This window comes from Sphingomonas sp. ERG5, assembly GCF_000803065.1.
GTDB lineage: Bacteria > Pseudomonadota > Alphaproteobacteria > Sphingomonadales > Sphingomonadaceae > Sphingomonas.
The window spans coordinates 18022-33800 of the sequence record NZ_JSXI01000025.1 but is presented as its reverse complement, the minus strand read 5'-3'; the positions used below and the strand labels follow the sequence as shown (position 1 = coordinate 33800).

The following is a 15779-nucleotide window of genomic DNA, read 5'->3' as shown; positions in this document are numbered from 1 at the left end:
GCCCGGCTACCGCCCCGCCGCGTGACGCACAGACGCGATATCCGGGCTGGATTCACCCTCGACCCAGTCGACCAGCAAAGTCAGGACACGGCGCAGCGCCGCTTCCTGTTCCTCGACGCGCTCCTCAAGTGCTGCAATGCGCTCGAGGAGCACCAGATCGGGAGCCGCCATTTCCGGCACGATTTCCGACTCCGTCGCGGTTGCTACCTCGAGCGGTGTCGGCGGCGTTTGGGACAATGCCGCCTCACGCTCGGCGCGGATCGGACGCGGTTCGCTTGGCACCGTCGCTTCATCGACGATCGGCAGCGGCCGGGGAGCTTCCGCCGGCTCGGGCTTGGCGGTGACGGTGTGCCGTGACACCGGGGAGTCTCCGGCGATATCGGTGATCACCGCCTCGACCACCTCACTATCGATGCATTCCAACTGCTCGATCGCACCGAACAACAATACCCGACCGGCAAGCTGATTAAGCACGCGCGGCACGCCGCCGGAGCCGTGATACAATGCCTGGAACGCTTCGGGTGTGAAGCTCGGGCGGCCCTGCCATCCCACCACCGACAAGCGATGGACCATATAGGGTTCGACTTCTTCCGGCCCCATCGGGTCGAGATGATGCATCGCGATGACACGCTGGCGCAATTGTTCGAGCCGGTCGGAGCCATGCAGCCGTTGGCGGAACTCGGGCTGGCCAAGCAGGAATATCTGCAGCAGCGCATGCCCGCCCGCCTGGAAATTGGACAGCATGCGCAATTCTTCGAGCGCCGACACCGGGAGCGCCTGCGCCTCGTCGACGATCAGCAAGGTGCGCCGTCCCGACCGCGCGGTAGCGTGCAGGCCTCGCTCGATCGCGGCAAGCAACTGCGACTTGGTCTGGCCTGCGGTGTCGATATCAAGCCCGCCCGCGACCATGCGCAGCAAATCATCGGCCTCGATCTGAGTCGAGACGATCTTGATGATATGCAGCCGTTCGCGATCGACCGTCGCCATCAAATGGCCGACCAGGGTCGTCTTGCCCGCCCCGACATCGCCTGTGATGACGATAAAGCCCTCACCCTGGCTCAGCCCATAGCCGAGATAGGCCATCGCCTTGCGGTGAGTCGCGGTGTCGAACCAGAAACGCGGATCCGGCGTCAGCTGGAACGGTCGTCCGCTCAATCCATAATGATCGTCGTACATCGTCACCACCCTGTGCGAGCTAACGCTCTACACCTTTCAGAATTGATACCGCACACCCACTTGCGCCTGTGCCGAATATTGATCGTCCGCACCTTCCTGGCTGAACGAATAGATTCCGGCCGACACGGTCGCCCCGATGCGTCCGAAATTACGATAGTAGAGCCCCGTCGCTCCCGCTGAGAAGATGCCCGGCGTGTTACCGATACCGCTCTCGAAATAATTGGCGACGACATTGGCGCTGATGCCGGAATTCCGGTCAAGCGATGCCGACAGGAACGCCTGGGCATAATAGCTCTCGTCGGTCACGCCATTGACGCTGTAGCCGGTGCCGCCTCTCGGCGCGTAGAAGCGGCGATTGGCATAACCCGCACCGACACCGAAGCTCAGGGGGCCGCGGTTTGCCGAGATCACGGCATCGATGCCGCGTGCGCGATAGCTCGCAGTAGCGATCGACTGGAACACATCGTTCAGGCACCCGCCGGTCGACGCGCTCGATGTGCCGAAGGTGCAGCCGGAAAATTGCTGACCGAATGAATCGCGCTGCTCGACGAAGCTCGTCGGCAGGCCGGCGATACCATCGCGCAACTGACGCCCAAAGGTTTCGACGCTGTCATACACGCCGATCTGGATCCCGAGCGAACGGGTCGCGGCGTAGCTCAGCGAGCCGGTGTAGATCGTGCCGCCATAACGCTTGCCGACACGCGCCTGCAGCGTGGTGCGCGACGACGGTTTCCAGATGACGCCGGCGTCGTAGATCAGCCCGTCGGTTTCATAGGCAATACGACGCGGCGAGGCGGGATCGGTGCGGAAGCGGCCGTTGGAATCGACCACCGGCTGACCGGTGCCGTCCACGACCGCGTCGCGCTGGCTGATTTCGATCTTCTCATAACCCACGCCCGCGGTGAGCGCGAGCGTCGGCAAAACCGGCAGGACCAGGTCGGCGCGGCCATATTTGCCTTCGTAGCGTTGGTCGAGCTGGCCGGCATCCTCGCGCTCATAAGCGCCGCTGACGGTCACCCCGACCGGCAGCACGGTGCCCGCCTTCACCCCGGCGCTCGCCTGCAGGACATGGCTTCTCGAACTGTCGTAATTGTCGAGCCGCGGGCTGCCCGGAGCCACACCGGTGAAGCCGGGGTCCTCAACCTTGGTATAGGCGAAACGATAGCTCGCCCCGACGCTGACCGGGCCGACATGAGTCGATACCGTTGGACCGACATAAGCCGAATAGACCTGGCTGATATTGTCGACATTGCCGGCGAGCCCCACCGGCGCCGATCCGCGAATATCCGACCGCGCGCGAGTCGCCAGCGCACCGCCCTCGATGCTCACGCCCGGGGCGACCTTCACCGCTGCGCGCGCCAAACCGCTATGAATGTCGTCATCGCCGACATTCTTGTTCCAGCTGATCCGACGTTCGTAACGATAGCTGATCTGCACCTCAGCCCGCCGATTGTGGATCGACGCATCGACGCCAGCGGCAATGGTCGAATAGGTCAGGACGTCGCCGCCATTGAGATCAGCGGTCAGCACCTGACCGAGTTCGATGTAAGGCGCGATCGATTTTTCGCGCGCGGCGGCGGGGCTCGCGACGAGCGCGATCATGCCGGCGGCGATGAGATAATGGGCCCGCGTCACGTGGCGTCCTCCTGGCCATAATAGCTACCGAAGCGGCGGCCCCCGGGGACGAACGACACGGCGTTCAGGACCAGTTGAATATGGTCGCACCCATCGAGCAGCGCGACCGCCTGACGCAGGTCGCCCTCGCTCGTCTTGTCGGCACGGACCACCAGCATGACCTGCCCGACCTGCGTGGCGAGCACACCGGCAGGTGAGGCCGCCAATGCGGGCGGCGAATCGAAGATGATGATGCGGTGCGGATCCGCCGCGAGCAGCGTCGCGATCAGCGCGGCAGTACGGTCGCTGGCCAGCAATTCGGTGTCGGTGTTCGACTTGGTCCCGCACGGCAACAGGCTGAGTTGCGGGATATCGGTCGCGACGACACAGCTTTCGACCTCGATCCTCGGATCGGCGAGCACGTCGAGCAGACCCGGCCCGTCACTCGCGCCCAGGCGTCGCATCACATCGGGCTTGGCGAAATCGGCATCGACCAGCAGCACTTCGGTGTCGCGCTCGGCCGCCAGCGAGATCGCCAGATTGACCGCGCAAAAGGTCTTGCCCTCATCCGTATTAGGCGAACACACCAATATGGCGCGCGACCGGTCCTCATCCTGCAGCTTCACGGTCCGCGCGGTAAGCAGCAAATGCCGCTTCACCAGACGAAACTCCTCGGCCAGCGCATCGACGGCGGCGCCGGGAACCAGCAACCCTCTTTCTGCCAGCATCGCGCGATCAATCGCAATCGATGCCCCTGCCCCGCCCGGACGAGGACGCGTGCGAGGCGCCGGGGCTGCCGCTGGCGCGGTGTGCTGCCGGATTGGCTGCGGCACCGGCTTGAGAACGGGCTCGGGATCAGGAGCAGCGACAGGCTCCAGGACCAAGGCCGGCTTGATCACGGGCACAGGCTTGGGAATCGGTGCAAATTCAGGCTCGGGAGCCGATGCCGGCAGCCCCGGCAAGGCCCCACGAGCGCGCAGATGCGCGTCGAAATCATAAACCTGCGCCGCGCGTTCGAGCAACGACGCCTGTATCTTCCGTGGCGCCTCGGTCATGCCGCCATCCCCCGCGAAACCATTTCGACGCCGAGCAGCGCCACATAGGCGACGGCCAGCGCTGCCGCGCCGCCGCCGAAATACATCAGCTTGCGGCGACGATCGGCGATCTGCGCCTTGGTCACCATCTCGCCGATCGACCCGATCACCGGCATGCCGGTCGCGCGTTCCAGCCGGCCGGACGTCGCAAAGGTCGTCTGCAACTGGCCCATCGCAAAGGCCGCGCCGATCCCGCCGCAAATCGCGGCGATCAATGCGCCGGTGAGTAGCAATGGCCGGTTCGGCGCATTGGGCACGCGCGGTGCGGTCGGCGGATCGATCACGCTGAATTTGACCGCGTCGGTCTGGGTCTGGGCCTGGCCGCGCAGCTTGATGTCTTCGCGGTCAGCGAGCATCTTGTCATACTGGTCCTTCAGGACCGCATAATTGCGTTCGATCTGCCCCTGTTCGGCGGCAACCGCCGGGTCGCCCGCCAGCTTCGAATTGATCGTGTCGAGATCGCCCTGCAGCTGCTTCTTGCGCATCATCAGCGCGGCGACTTGCGACTGCTTCTCGGCCTGCATCGAACGCAACGACAGATAGAGCGGGTTGGACGCGCTTCCCGCCCCGCCGCCGACCACCGGCTCGTTGCGCGCAGCGGCCTGTGCCGCCGCCAACTGGCCCCTGAGCGCCACCATGTCGGGATGATTGTCGGTAAAGCCGCGGCCACGTGCTTCGGCAATCTGCCCCTGGATCGCGGCGAGCCGCGCACGCGCCGGCCCGGCCGTCGGTCCACCACCGACACCGGCAACATTCTGCGGTGTCCCCGCCATCTGACCGGTGACTGCGGCAAGGCTCGATTGCGCTGCAGCGAGATCGCTGTCGACCTGCGCCATCTGCGTGCGGGAAGCCCCCATGCGATCGGTCAGCGACCCGGTGCCCGGCAGCGAGCCGAGATAGCGGTTCTGGAAATCCGTTTTTTTCGCCTCTGCGTCCTGCAACTGCTTCTGGCGCTGCTCGAGCTGCGCATCGAGAAAACGCAGGGTCTGGCTGGTCTCGTCGCGATCGCCGGCAAGATTTTCCTCGACGAAGATGTCGATCAGCTTCTGCACAATCTGGCGCACGACCTTCGGACTGCTGCCGGTCGCGGTGATTTCGAACAGATTATCCTGCTGCGCGGTGACCTTGATCGCCTTTTGCAGTCCGGCGACCCGATCCGCGATGTCGCGATCGGTTGATACGGTATTGGCAAGATCGGTGCCGCGTACGACCTTCTGCAGATTGACCGCCGAGGTCAGCGTCTGGCGCACCCGGTCGACGTCCTGCTGCTGTTCCATCTGCGTGATGCCGATCTTGGACGGCAGGATAGACTGCATCTGGACGAATACGCGGGCCCGCGATTCGTAGCTGCTGGGGATTTGCGCCACGACGAACCAGCCGACAACCGCGATTCCCCAGGCGACCGCGAGCGCCAGCCAGCGCCGCGTCCAGACCGCATGTATCGCGACCCTCAGTTCATCATAAAGTCCGTTCACCCCCGGCCCCCCTCAGAACATCGATTCGGGGATGATGATGACGTCACCCGGTTCCAGCCGGACATTTGCCTTGGCATCGCCATTCTTCAGCAAGCTGGAGAGCTTGATATTATATTCGACCTGCTTGCCGGTGGTACGGTCGTAGCGCACCAGCCGGGCCTTGTTGCCGGCGGCATATTGGCTCAAGCCCCCGACCGCGATCATCGCGTCGAGCAACGTCATGTTGGCGCGATACGGGATCGACGCCGGCTTTTCGGTCGCGCCGACGATGCGCACCTGCTGGCTGAACGTGCCGGAGAAATTCTCCACGATCACCGAGACGATCGGATCCTTGATATATTCGCTCAGCGCGATCTTCATATCGTCAGCGAGCATCGCCGGGGTCTTGCCGACTGCGGGCATGTCCGAAATCAGCGGTGTGGTGATCCGGCCGTCGGGGCGCACCTGCACCTTCGCCGACAGTTCGGGGTTGCGCCACACGAAAATGTTGAGCTGGTCGAGCGGGCCAATGACATATTCCTCGCCCGGCTGTTCCTGCTTCGCCACGAAGGACGCAGGCGGCAATTGCGATCGGCCACCCCCGCCGGTGCAACCATTGAGCATGGTCGCCGCGATCCCTGCGACGGCGAACCCCTTGGGAATAGTCGAAAAACGCATTGCACTGGCCTCCTGCCGCAACGCGTTTCGCTGGTGACGTCATTCCAGCGAGGCGCACGGCTACATCGGCGCTATGCGATTAAGGAGGTAAAGATAGCGTTAGGATTGTCTGGCGTTGGCCGTGATTTCCGCTGGCTGGGGATGCCCGAGAAAGGCTGCCGGGCTCGCCGTCAGACCATAGGCGCCGGCCATGAAGATGGCGATGATGTCACCCGGCTGCGCCACCGGCAGGGTCACGCGATCGGCGAGCCGGTCGAGCGGCGTGCACAGGCATCCGACGACGCTGACCGTTTCGGTCGGGGCATCATAAGCGGCGGTGGCGACCGCCACAGGATAATTGCGCTTCACCACCGTCCCGAAATTGCCCGACGCCGCGAGTTGATGATGCAGTCCGCCATCGACGACCAGGAACGCCTCGCCCCGGCTCTCCTTCCGGTCGATCACGCGAGTCAGATAAACGCCGCATTCGCCAACCAGCCAGCGACCCAGCTCGATCGCAAACCGCGTATCGGCCAGCGAGCCGGCCCGCTCCGCCAGCCGTTCGGCCAATGCGGCGCCGATCGCTTCGACATCGAGCGTGACGTCACCCGGGAAATAGGGGATGCCGAAGCCACCGCCGAGATTGACCAGTGGCGGCATGACGCCAACATCGTCTGCCAGGCGCCCGGCCAGCGCCAGCGTCTCGGCCTGGGTATCGATGATCGCCTCGGCGCTGAGCGCCTGGGATCCGGCGAAGATATGAAAGCCGCGCCAGTCCGCGCCGCTCGCGATGATCTGCTTGACCAGCGCCGGCACGCGGTCGGCATCGACGCCAAAGGGGGAAGCCCGTCCACCCATCTTCATGCCAGACCCGCGCAGCTCCATGTCCGGATTCACCCGCACGGCAAGGCGCGGTGTAGCGCAAAGCCGCTGCCCCGCGGCAATGGCCCGCGCCGCCTCGCCTTCCGATTCCAGATTGATCGTCGCGCCAGCGCCAATTGCCGCCTCGAGCTCGGCATCGCGCTTGCCGGGCCCGGCAAAGCTGATCCGGTCGGTCGGCTTTTCCGCCAGCGCCAGCGACAATTCGCCGGCCGAGGCGACGTCAAGCCCGTCGACCAGTCGCGCCAGCGCCGCGATCATCGGCGGCGCCGGATTGGCCTTGATCGCATAATGCAGGTCCAGCCCCGCCGGCATCGCGGCGCGGAATCGCGCCACGCGTGCCGCGGCGATACCGGCATCATAGACGAAAACCGGGCTGCTGCCCGCCGCATCGATCCATTCCGCAGCACTGCGACCGGCGATCGTCAACGGCCCTGGCCCCAAGAATTCCGCGGGTATCGCCCCCATTGGCTTCATGACGTCATCTCCGCCCTCAGCGTCGCCCGGTCGAGTTTACCATTGGCGTTACGAGGCAATGCCTCGCGCCATTCATAACGCACCGGTTGCATGAAGCTCGGCAAATCGCGCCGGAGCCGATCGCGCAGCCGGACTTCGGCATCACCGGCATCGCCAATCGCCCGGCCGACAACGAGGATCGCCTGACCCAGCCGTGGGTCCGCCACACCCAATGCCACCGCTTCCGCCACCTCGCCGCCCGACAACACGGCTTCCTCGATTTCGGTCGGGCTGATCCGGTTGCCGGCGGATTTGATCATCTCGTCATCGCGCCCGACAAATCGGAACAGGCCGTCCACGCCCTCGACCACCGTGTCGCCCGACCACACCGCCATGCCACCCGACTCCGCCCAGTCGGGCGCGGCACGGAAGCGCTGCGCGGTGCGTTCCGCGTCCTGCCAATAGCCCTGCGCCACCAGCGGGCCGGCATGAACCAGCTCGCCCGGCTCGCCCGGCCCAGCGCGCGAACCATCCGCGCGCACCGTCATCACCTCGGTAAAGGGGATCGCTCGTCCCATCGCGTCGGGATGCGCATCGACCAGCGCGGGATCGAGATAAGTCGAACGAAACGCCTCGGTCAGTCCGTACATCGGATAGAGATCCGCGTCCGGAAAACGCCCGCGCAAGCCGCGGACCATGCGCGGCGTCAAAGCGCCGCCCGAATTGGTCAGCCGCTTCAGCCGCGCGGCGGTCTCGGCCGGCCAGTCCGCTTCGAGCAACTGGACCCAAAGCGGCGGCACACCCGCCAATGTCGTCGCCTCCAGCCGCTCGATCGCCTTTACGACATCGCGCGCGGTCAGATAGTCGAGCGGCGCATAGCTCGCGCCCGCGGCCCAGGTCGAGAAGAGCTGATTCTGTCCATAATCGAAGCTCAACGGCAGCACACCGAGCACGCGATCGGCGGGCACCAGCTTCAGATAATGCGCCACCGAGATCGCGCCGAGCCACATATTGGCGTGGCTGAGCATTACGCCCTTGGGCCGACCGGTCGATCCGGACGTATAGAGGATCGCTGCTAGAGCACCGGGATCGGCGGCGGATGATGGCATGACGTCACGTGCCGTTACCTCGTCCTCCAGCGCGATCCGGCAATTGGCGGGCACATCCCCGGTCTCCAGCGTACCGGCACGCACCGATTGGGTGATCAGCAGCGATGCTCCACTGTCGGCCAGAATGTGCGCGACCTGGCCGTGCTTGAGCATCGGATTGACCGGCACATGCACCAGCCCCGCGCGCGGGGCCGCCATCGGCAGCACGCATGCCATCCGCGTCTTGGGCAGCCAGCTTGCGATCCGGTCGCCTGGCGCAAGGCCTTGCACGGCTAGCCAGGCTGCCACTTGTCCGGTCAGCGCCTCCAGTTCGGCAAAGCTGAGCGTGCCGGCACGGTCAATCAGCGCGATGTCATCGGCCGCGCCACGCGCGGGCAACGCGTCGATCGGATACGGAACAGGGTCGAGAGCGGTCATGCGTCCTTGATAGCCTCCACCACCGTGCTGCCAAGCCGCCCGTTCGCGTTGCCCTTGGCATAAACCCCGGCATTCTCTAACGGCGGCTCCATAACGGGGGAAATCAAGGGTTCGCAGTGCTTCCTGATGACACGCAAATGATCGACGCCACGATCCGCGCCGTCCTTCGCGACGTGCTTGGCCTGAGCGAGGAGCGCGTTGCGACGTTCCGGAGCGAAACGCCGCTGTTCGGCGCGCTGCCCGAACTCGATTCAATGGCTGTTGCCGGCCTGCTGACCGAGATCGAGGAGCGGCTCGGCATCCTGATCGAAGACGACGAAGTCGATGGCGAGATGCTTGAGACGTTCGGCGCATTGGTGCGCTTCGCCACCGCCAAGGCCACGGGGTGATCGACTCCTACGACTGGTCCGGCGGACGGGAAGCGATGCTTCGCTTCGGTCCCACCACTGGCCCGGTCGTGATCGCCGCAATGCCGTTGTTCGAGGAAGCGAACCGGACACGCGCGTTCATGGTCGCCATTCTGCGTCAATTGGCAGCGCGCGGTATCGGCAGTGCCCTGCCCGATCTTCCAGGTACGAACGAAAGTCTTATTGAGACTGAACAATCATCCTTAAACAATTGGCAAAAGGCATTTTCGTCTGCTGCCGCTTCACTGCGCACCACCGGCCCCGTCCATGCCATCGCGATCCGCGGAGGCGCATTGATCGATCAGAACGCGCCAGTCGCCAGCCGCTGGCATTTCGCTCCCGCTCCCGGTGCCGCGCTGGTCCGTGACATGCTTCGCGCCCGCCTCGCGGCGGCAAAGGACGGTGGCGAAGCGTTCGATCCATCCGCGATCGAACGACCCGGTCCACCACTCGAACTCGCGGGCAATCGCATCAGTCGCGCCTTGTTGACCGTTCTCAACGATGCCACGCCGTCGACCGGCGGGGTGCTGCGTACAGTCCGGCTGGATACCGACGCTCAGCCTGCCGACCTGAAGACGGCCGGCGCACCGCTCTGGCGGCGTGCCGAGCCCGGCAACGACCTCGTCCTGGCCAAGCTCCTTGCGCACGACATCGCCACCTGGATCGCGACATGCGCCGCATAGTCTCCTTCCCTTGCGCCGGCGAAACGCTGCTCGGGACGCTCGACGTGGCGCCGGGTAGCGTCGGCTTGCTGATCGTTTCCGGCGGCAATGAAATCCGCATCGGCGCGCACCGCGGCATGGCCTTGCTCGCGGCACGGCTCGCGGCGGCAGGCATTCCCGTGTTTCGCTTCGACCGGCGCGGCATTGGCGATTCGAGCGGCGAGAATGGCGGCTTCGAAAGCTCGGCCGATGACATCAAAGCGGCAGCGACAGCTTTTCGCGCGGAAGTTCCGCACGTTACGCGTCTGGCCGCGTTCGGCAATTGCGATGCAGCAACCGCGCTTGCGCTGTTCCATGAGGTTGCGGGCATCGAAACGCTGATCCTGTCCAATCCCTGGGTGATTGAGGAGGATGACGATCTACCGCCCGCCGCTGCGATCCGCGCGCGTTATGTCGAGCGGCTGCGCGATCCGGGGACCTGGCTTCGGCTGATCAAGGGTGGAATCAGCTTTGGAAAATTATTCAAAGGCTTATTGAAAGCTTCGAGGAGTAATACTCAGGAACCGCATAGCCTCGCGGCCCGTGTGCGACGCGCGCTGAGCGGCCACACCGATAGCGTGACGTTCATCCTTGCGCGACAGGACGCGACCGCCATCGCGTTCGCCGACGCCTGCCGCCGCCATGGCTGGGCACCGCAGACACATATCATCGACACCGCATCGCATAGCTTCGCCCGTGCCACTGATGCGGCCGAGCTTGAATCGGTCATTCGCGCGCAGCTCGCGCGCGAATGACGTCACTCGGCGGCTTCGGCGACCTCGAACTCGGCGGTCGCAAGGAAGCGCTCGGCATCCAGCGCGGCCATACAGCCGGTTCCAGCCGCCGTGACCGCCTGGCGGTAGATCTTGTCCATCACATCGCCGCAGGCGAACACGCCGGGCACGCTAGTGCGGGTGGTGCCGGTCTCGACCGCGATATAACCGTCCGAATCGAGCGCGAGATGGCCGCGGAACAATTCGGTGGCCGGATGATGCCCGATCGCAACGAAACCGCCCTCGACATCGACGCGCGAAATCTCTCCAGTCACCGTGTCGCGCAGGTCGATACCCACCAGGCCTGCGGTGCCGCCGCCATCGACGAAGCTGTCGACTTCCTTGTTCCACAGCACCTTGATGCCCTTGTGCGCGAACAGCCGGTCCTGGAGGATCTTTTCGGCGCGGAAGCTGTCGCGACGGTGGATCAGCGTCACATCGGGCGAATGGTTGGTCAGGTATAGCGCTTCCTCGACCGCGGTGTTGCCGCCGCCGATCACCGCGACGCGCTTGCCGCGATAGAAGAAACCGTCACAGGTCGCGCAGGCGCTGACGCCCTTGCCCTTGAGCAGATCCTCGCTGTCGAGCCCAAGCCATTTGGCCTGCGCGCCGGTCGCGATGACCAGCACATCGCCTTCATAGACATCGCCGCCATCGCCGATCAGCCGAAACGGGCGACGCGTCAGGTCGACTTCGACGATCGTGTCCCACATCAGCCGCGTGCCGACATGCTCGGCCTGGGCCTGCATCTGCTCCATCAGCCACGGCCCCTGGATCACGTCGGCGAAGCCGGGGTAATTCTCGACATCGGTGGTGGTGGTCAGCTGGCCGCCCGGCTGGATCCCCTGCACGACGATCGGCGCCATCCCGGCGCGCGCGCCATAGATGGCGGCGGACAGGCCGGCGGGGCCGGAACCGAGGATGAGCATCTTGGTCGTGTGGGTGGTCATGAAAGCGTCCGTTCTGGCGAAGCCGCGCTTCTAAGGCGTGCCCGCGTGCCAATGCAACATGGGAGGTGATGGCGCCTGTGGAAGGATATCGATTCTTGCTGCTGCCCTAGATGTGATTGGGCGTGATCGGGTTATAAGGCCTGCCGACACCATGCGGATGAGGATGCCGATGTTCTTCCGACCGATTCTTCTGGCTGCCGCGCTGAGCGCGTCCGGTGCACATGCCCAGAGTGCTCCACCACCTGCCCCCACCCCGGTGCCCGCTCCTGCGCCAGCTCCCGCCACGGTGCGTGTCGCGCTTGAGACGGATCAGGGCCGGATCGTGCTTGAGCTCGAAAAGGAGCGCGCACCGATCACCACGGCCAATTTCCTGCGCTATGTCGATCAGAAGCGGCTTGACGGCATCGGCTTCTATCGCACGGTCAAGGTCGCTCCGGCCTTCGGATTCGTTCAGTTCGGGGTGCAGTACGCCCCCAAGCGCGTCCTGCCGCCGATCAAGCATGAGCCGACCACCCTGACCGGCCTCAAGCATTTGAACGGCACGATCTCGATCGCGCGTCACGCTCCGGGCTCGGCGACCGGCGACTTTACCATCAGCGTCGGTGACCAGCCGTCGCTCGATGCCGATCCGAGCCAGCCGGGCGACAATCTTGGCTATGCCGCGTTCGGTCATGTCGTCGAGGGCATGGATGTGGTCACACGCATCCTCGACGCACCTCCCTCGCCGACTGCCGGAGAAGGCGTGATGAAGGGGCAGATGCTGGTGCCGCCAATCCTGATTCGGAGCGCGAAGCGCTTGCCCTGAGCAGGCTTGGCACAGGCTCGCGAGTGGTAGCGGAGGAGGGACTTGAACCCCCGACCCCAGGATTATGATTCCCGTGCTCTAACCAGCTGAGCTACTCCGCCCCGAAAGGCCGCTTCACTCGCGAGGCGCGGGCTATAGGAACGCGCGCGAAAGCGGTCAAGCGAACATATGACGCGACAGCGGTTCCCAGGGGCCGCCACGATACCACCAGCTCGCCAGACCGGCGATTGCAACCGGGCGCGGGCGGAAATCCAGCGCCAGCGCCGCTTGCAGCGCCTTGGCCTCGGCAGGCGTCACTTTGTTCTGTACCGTGACGTGCGGCCGCCATCCGACGGCATCCTGCGGCGTCAGCATTGCCGAGAAGGCGTCGGCCAGCCGGTCGCGGATGTCGGCAAGTTCGGGTGATTCGATCCGGAATGCCACACCCTTGCCCAGCGACATCAGGCCAGCGATGCGCGCTGCCGGCCCCGGCACGCCGCGCGTCTCGCCCGCGAGGCGTTGCTTGAGTTCCGCTTCGAGCGATGGCCCAAGATGATGGAACATAGTCAAATGCGCCGGCAACTGATTGCGTTCGGCTGGAAAATACACGCGGCGCAGGGTGTCGAAATACGCCGTGTCCTGCTTGCCGAACAGCGCCGTGACGATGATCGGGGCGGCTGCGCTCAAATCTCGACCTGGCTGCCCAGTTCGACCACGCGGTTGGTCGGCAGGCGGAAAAACTCCATCGCGCTTTCCGCATTGCGCAACATCCAGGCGAAGAGCTTTTCGCGCCAGACCATCATTCCCGGCCGCGCCGAGAGCAGCAGCGTCTGCCGCGACAGGAAGAAGCTGGTGTCCATCATGCGGAAATCCGCACCGCATTGATGGATGCGCGCCAGCGCGGCCGGCACATCGGGTTCCTGCATGAAGCCGTATTTCAGCACCATGCGGTGGAAACCCTGGTCGAGATTCTCAAGGTAACAGCGGCCGTCATCAGGATAATAGGGCTCGTCCATGATCTTGATGGTGAGCAGGATGATGCGTTCGTGCAGCACCTTGTTGTGCTTGAGGTTATGGAGCAGCGCGTGCGGCACCCCCTCGGGCGATGAGGTCATGAACACCGCGGTGCCGGGCACGCGCGTGGCCGAGGTTGCGGCCGACTGGATGAACACCTTGATCGGCATCGCGCCCTCGCGCATTCGCTCGATCATCAACTTGCGGCCCTTGGCCCAGGTGGTCAGCAGGGTGAAGATGATCAGCCCGATGAGCAGCGGGAACCAGCCGCCATCAGGCACCTTGGTCAGGTTGGCGGCGAAATAGGCGCCATCGACCAGGAACAGCACCGCCAGCAGCGGGACGGCATAATAGGACGGCCAGTTCCACAACCGGAACAGCACCACGCCGAGCAGGCAGGTGTCGATCATCATCGCACCGGTCACCGCGATGCCATAGGCCGAGGTCAGGTTGGCCGACGACCGGAACGCCAGCACCAACAGCAGGACCATGGCCATCAGCAGCCAGTTGACCAGCGGGATATAAATCTGCCCCGCGGTCGAGGCGCTGGTATGTTCGATGCGCAGGCGCGGGATGAAGCCGAGCTGGATCGCCTGTTGCGTGACCGAAAAGGCGCCGGTGATCACCGCCTGGCTGGCGATCACCGCCGCAGCGGTGGCGAGCAGCACCAGCGGCAGCTGCAGATATTCAGGTGCGAGCAGGTAGAACGGGCTGGCCAGCGCGGGCGTGCCGTCGCGCATCAGCATCGCACCCTGCCCCATATAGTTCATGATCAGTGCCGGCAGCACGAAGAACAGCCAGGAGACGCGAATCGGGTTGCGGCCGAAATGCCCCATATCGGCATAGAGCGCCTCGGCGCCGGTCACCGCCAGCACAACCGAGCCAAGCGCCAGGAAAGCGCGCACCGGGTCGTAGAGAAAGAATTCGACCGCGTAATGCGGCGAGAAGGCCCAGAGAATATCGGGCGTCTTGATCACGCTGAGCAGGCCGAGCGTCGCGATGACCGCGAAATAGAGCAGCATGACCGGGCCGAAGAACAGCCCGATCTTCGAGGTGCCGCTGCGCTGGATCGAGAAGAGCGCGACGAGGATGACCACCGCGATCGGCAGCACCAGCCCGCCCAGGCCCGGCGCAGCGATCGCCAGCCCCTCGACCGCGCCAAGTACGGTCACCGCCGGGGTGATCATGCTGTCGCCGTAGAACAGCGCGGTGGCGAACACACCGAGCAGCACGATGCCGGCGCTCCAGCGCTTGGTCTTGGTCTTGCCCGACACCAAAGCGAGCAAGGCGAGACTGCCCCCTTCGCCCTTATTGTCGGCGCGCATGATGATGCTGACATATTTGACCGTCACGACCAGCATCATCGACCAGAACATCAGGCTGACCACGCCCATGATGTGGAACGCATCGACGGCCAGCGGGTGATGCCCGGCAAAGGTCTCCCGAAACGCGTAGAGCGGGCTGGTGCCGATATCGCCGAACACCACGCCGATCGCGCCAAGCGACAATTTGATGATGCCGTCGGGGCCATGGCAATGCGCCGCAGGCGCGCCGACTTGGTCGGCGCCCGGTTCAGCGACGATTTCAGGGGTACCGGTGGTCACCGGGGCAGCACTCTGATCGGGATTTGCATCAATCGCATCTTGGCCAAACGCGACCGACGCCTAGCCGGTTGCGTGGCGCGCCTATCACGCGCCGGGTAAGGCCGCAACATATGGTCATGCCGCGCCGGCGAACAAGGCATCCGCCTCGCCCCGGGTCGGAACGGCGCGGAGTACGAAGCTGCTGCTGATCGTGTTCACCCCGGGCAATCGGCCGAGATGTTCGCGGTGCATGCGTTCATAATCGTCGAGGTCGCGGCATATGATCTTCAGCCGGTAATCCTGCGCGCCGGAAACCAGCGCGCATTCGACGATGCCATCGATTGCCGCCACCGCGCGTTCGAACTGGGCAAGATCCTCGTCGACCTGCGTGCCGAGCGTAATGTCGACCAGCGCAGTAACCCGAAAGCCAAGCCGCCGATGACCGAGATGCGCCCCATAGCCTAGGATATGCCCCGACGACTCGAGTGCCTGAATGCGCCGGGTACAGGCTGATTGCGACAGGCCTACCTGTGCGGCGATGCTGCTGACCGACGCCCGCGCGTCGGCGGCGAGCAATTGCAATATTGCCGAGTCTATCCGGTTAAGTTGCATGATTTCCATTCAATTCCCCGATCATACCGGCAATGTATGCAATCACCCCCCGTTTCGCCATAGTAATTTGCAGAGATTTGAGGCCTGGAACGCGGTATG

At 64.6% G+C, this 15779-nt stretch carries 15 protein-coding genes and 1 tRNA gene; 4 read left to right on the top strand and 12 right to left on the bottom strand.

Going from position 1 to position 15779, the window contains the following annotated elements:
• Positions 1 to 6: 6 nt before the first annotated feature.
• From OO12_RS10335 to OO12_RS10305, 7 genes are all read right to left on the bottom strand, one after another.
• Complete coding sequence (locus OO12_RS10335) at positions 7 to 1176, bottom strand: ExeA family protein (protein WP_034158638.1); 1170 nt, start codon at positions 1174 to 1176, stop codon at positions 7 to 9.
• A gap of 36 nt (positions 1177 to 1212) precedes the next feature.
• Complete coding sequence (locus OO12_RS10330; RefSeq protein ID WP_034158603.1) at positions 1213 to 2811, bottom strand: hypothetical protein; 1599 nt, start codon at positions 2809 to 2811, stop codon at positions 1213 to 1215.
• Positions 2808 to 3845 (bottom strand): AAA family ATPase, encoded by a 1038-nt coding sequence (locus tag OO12_RS10325; RefSeq protein WP_034158602.1) that lies wholly within the window; start codon positions 3843 to 3845, stop codon positions 2808 to 2810. The genes OO12_RS10330 and OO12_RS10325 overlap by 4 nt, the downstream gene beginning before the upstream one ends.
• Positions 3842 to 5359 carry an XrtA system polysaccharide chain length determinant gene (locus OO12_RS10320; RefSeq protein ID WP_034158601.1) on the bottom strand — a complete coding sequence of 506 codons (1518 nt, stop codon included), beginning with the start codon at positions 5357 to 5359 and terminating at the stop codon, positions 3842 to 3844. Before OO12_RS10320 ends, OO12_RS10325 begins: the two co-directional genes overlap by 4 nt.
• Positions 5360 to 5371: 12 nt before the next feature.
• Positions 5372 to 5962: an XrtA/PEP-CTERM system exopolysaccharide export protein gene (locus tag OO12_RS10315; protein ID WP_235364743.1), complete on the bottom strand. Its 591-nt coding sequence runs from the start codon at positions 5960 to 5962 to the stop codon at positions 5372 to 5374.
• Between the two features lie 153 nt (positions 5963 to 6115).
• Positions 6116 to 7351, bottom strand: a complete 1236-nt coding sequence (locus OO12_RS10310; RefSeq protein ID WP_034158599.1) for a pyridoxal-dependent decarboxylase, exosortase A system-associated — start codon at positions 7349 to 7351, stop codon at positions 6116 to 6118.
• Complete coding sequence (locus tag OO12_RS10305) at positions 7348 to 8856, bottom strand: acyl-CoA ligase (AMP-forming), exosortase A system-associated (protein ID WP_034158598.1); 1509 nt, start codon at positions 8854 to 8856, stop codon at positions 7348 to 7350. The genes OO12_RS10310 and OO12_RS10305 overlap by 4 nt, the downstream gene beginning before the upstream one ends.
• Positions 8857 to 8993: 137 nt before the next feature.
• Here OO12_RS10305 and OO12_RS10300 point away from each other — a divergent pair, with 137 nt between their 5' ends.
• Genes OO12_RS10300 through OO12_RS10290 form a run of 3 tightly spaced genes read left to right on the top strand, consistent with a single transcriptional unit; the run spans position 8994 to position 10719 of the window.
• A complete protein-coding gene (locus OO12_RS10300) occupies positions 8994 to 9245 on the top strand; it encodes an acyl carrier protein (RefSeq protein ID WP_235364739.1) in 252 nt (83 codons plus the stop codon).
• Positions 9242 to 9946 (top strand): hypothetical protein, encoded by a 705-nt coding sequence (locus OO12_RS10295; protein ID WP_034158596.1) that lies wholly within the window; start codon positions 9242 to 9244, stop codon positions 9944 to 9946. The genes OO12_RS10300 and OO12_RS10295 overlap by 4 nt, the downstream gene beginning before the upstream one ends.
• Positions 9934 to 10719 (top strand): hydrolase 1, exosortase A system-associated, encoded by a 786-nt coding sequence (locus OO12_RS10290; RefSeq protein ID WP_034158595.1) that lies wholly within the window; start codon positions 9934 to 9936, stop codon positions 10717 to 10719. Before OO12_RS10295 ends, OO12_RS10290 begins: the two co-directional genes overlap by 13 nt.
• Before the next feature lie 2 nt (positions 10720 to 10721).
• Here OO12_RS10290 and trxB read toward each other — a convergent pair whose 3' ends face one another.
• Positions 10722 to 11687: a thioredoxin-disulfide reductase gene (gene trxB / locus OO12_RS10285; protein WP_034158594.1), complete on the bottom strand. Its 966-nt coding sequence runs from the start codon at positions 11685 to 11687 to the stop codon at positions 10722 to 10724.
• A gap of 169 nt (positions 11688 to 11856) precedes the next feature.
• Here trxB and OO12_RS10280 point away from each other — a divergent pair, with 169 nt between their 5' ends.
• A complete protein-coding gene (locus OO12_RS10280) occupies positions 11857 to 12492 on the top strand; it encodes a peptidylprolyl isomerase (protein ID WP_082006466.1) in 636 nt (211 codons plus the stop codon).
• Between the two features lie 24 nt (positions 12493 to 12516).
• On the opposite strand, the gene OO12_RS10275 is transcribed toward OO12_RS10280, so the two are convergent.
• From OO12_RS10275 to OO12_RS10260, 4 genes are all read right to left on the bottom strand, one after another.
• Positions 12517 to 12593: transfer RNA gene (locus OO12_RS10275), tRNA-Met, on the bottom strand.
• Positions 12594 to 12648: 55 nt separating this feature from the next.
• Entirely contained in the window at positions 12649 to 13158 is a 510-nt protein-coding gene (locus OO12_RS10270; protein WP_034158592.1) for a 2'-5' RNA ligase family protein, read from the bottom strand.
• Positions 13155 to 15068, bottom strand: coding sequence for a potassium transporter Kup (locus OO12_RS10265; protein WP_034158637.1), 1914 nt, complete (start codon positions 15066 to 15068; stop codon positions 13155 to 13157). Before OO12_RS10265 ends, OO12_RS10270 begins: the two co-directional genes overlap by 4 nt.
• A 135-nt stretch (positions 15069 to 15203) precedes the next feature.
• On the bottom strand, positions 15204 to 15689 hold the full coding sequence (locus OO12_RS10260) for an Lrp/AsnC family transcriptional regulator (RefSeq protein ID WP_052215724.1): 486 nt from the start codon (positions 15687 to 15689) through the stop codon (positions 15204 to 15206).
• Between the last annotated feature and the right edge of the window lie 90 nt (positions 15690 to 15779).

Excerpts from the sequence above, each read along its gene's own strand:
- OO12_RS10335 (WP_034158638.1), bottom strand. The coding sequence starts at position 1,176 with ATGTACGACGATCATTATGGATTGAGCGGACGACCGTTCCAGCTGACG.
- OO12_RS10325 (WP_034158602.1), bottom strand. The coding sequence starts at position 3,845 with ATGACCGAGGCGCCACGGAAGATACAGGCGTCGTTGCTCGAACGCGCG.
- OO12_RS10315 (WP_235364743.1), bottom strand. The coding sequence starts at position 5,962 with ATGCTCAATGGTTGCACCGGCGGGGGTGGCCGATCGCAATTGCCGCCT.
- OO12_RS10310 (WP_034158599.1), bottom strand. The coding sequence starts at position 7,351 with ATGAAGCCAATGGGGGCGATACCCGCGGAATTCTTGGGGCCAGGGCCG.
- OO12_RS10305 (WP_034158598.1), bottom strand. The coding sequence starts at position 8,856 with ATGACCGCTCTCGACCCTGTTCCGTATCCGATCGACGCGTTGCCCGCG.
- OO12_RS10300 (WP_235364739.1), top strand. The coding sequence starts at position 8,994 with ATGATCGACGCCACGATCCGCGCCGTCCTTCGCGACGTGCTTGGCCTG.
- OO12_RS10290 (WP_034158595.1), top strand. The coding sequence starts at position 9,934 with ATGCGCCGCATAGTCTCCTTCCCTTGCGCCGGCGAAACGCTGCTCGGG.
- trxB (WP_034158594.1), bottom strand. The coding sequence starts at position 11,687 with ATGACCACCCACACGACCAAGATGCTCATCCTCGGTTCCGGCCCCGCC.
- OO12_RS10280 (WP_082006466.1), top strand. The coding sequence starts at position 11,857 with ATGTTCTTCCGACCGATTCTTCTGGCTGCCGCGCTGAGCGCGTCCGGT.
- OO12_RS10260 (WP_052215724.1), bottom strand. The coding sequence starts at position 15,689 with ATGGAAATCATGCAACTTAACCGGATAGACTCGGCAATATTGCAATTG.